Consider the following 1,011-nt stretch of genomic DNA (forward strand, 5'->3'; position numbering starts at 1 on the left):
ATCCTGACGCGAGAGGCCCGAAGGTCCCCCTCTTTGGCCCGTAGGCATTATGTATTAGCCATCGTTTCCAATGGTTATCCCCCACATCAGGGCAATTTCCTAGGCATTACTCACCCGTCCGCCGCTCGACGCCGTTATCGTTCCCCGAAGGTTCAGATAACTCGTTTCCGCTCGACTTGCATGTGTTAGGCCTGCCGCCAGCGTTCAATCTGAGCCATGATCAAACTCTTCAATTTAAGATTTTGTTCGGCTCAATGAATACTGAACATTACATAAGTAATGTTTGAATTGACTGTGCTGAGTCTTTCGACTCAATGGTCACTTCGTTTCATTGAAACCTAATTTGATACCGAAGTATCTAATTGGATTATCATCAACGAGTGCCCACACAGATTGATAGGTCTATATTGTTAAAGAGCTTGGCTTTCAACACGTTAGTGTCTCAGCGAGGTGCGTATAATACGCTTCCCACTTTGAAAGTCAACATAAAACTCTAAAATAATTTAGAACTTTATGGTGACTTGCTTATTAAATAAGCAAGTGCGAAATAAAGCCTGGCGATGTCCTACTCTCACATGGGGAAGCCCCACACTACCATCGGCGCTAATTCGTTTCACTTCTGAGTTCGGAATGGAAATCAGGTGGGTCCAAATCGCTATGGTCGCCAAGCAAATTCTTTAATTCTGGAAAGCTGTTTTCAGTTCTTAACACATTCAATGTTCTTACATTGAGTCCATCAAAACCCCTTGGGTGTTGTATGGTTAAGCCTCACGGGCAATTAGTACAGGTTAGCTCAACGCCTCACAACGCTTACACACCCTGCCTATCAACGTTCTAGTCTCGAACAACCCTTTAGGATACTTAAAGTATCAGGGAAGACTCATCTCAGGGCTCGCTTCCCGCTTAGATGCTTTCAGCGGTTATCGATTCCGAACTTAGCTACCGGGCAATGCGTCTGGCGACACAACCCGAACACCAGAGGTTCGTCCACTCCGGTCCTCTCGTACTGGG

At 45.8% G+C, this 1,011-nt stretch carries 3 rRNA genes; all 3 read right to left on the minus strand.

Annotated elements, in window-relative coordinates:
- Positions 1 to 236: ribosomal RNA gene (locus tag B853_RS15985) — 16S ribosomal RNA — on the minus strand; the annotation flags it as partial.
- A gap of 316 nt (positions 237 to 552) precedes the next feature.
- Positions 553 to 669, minus strand: a 5S ribosomal RNA gene (rrf, locus tag B853_RS15990).
- A gap of 88 nt (positions 670 to 757) precedes the next feature.
- Positions 758 to 1,011, minus strand: a 23S ribosomal RNA gene (locus tag B853_RS15995); the annotation flags it as partial.

Origin of the sequence: Vibrio rotiferianus CAIM 577 = LMG 21460, from assembly GCF_002741985.1 — a bacterium.
GTDB classification, from domain to species: Bacteria; Pseudomonadota; Gammaproteobacteria; order Enterobacterales; family Vibrionaceae; genus Vibrio; species Vibrio rotiferianus.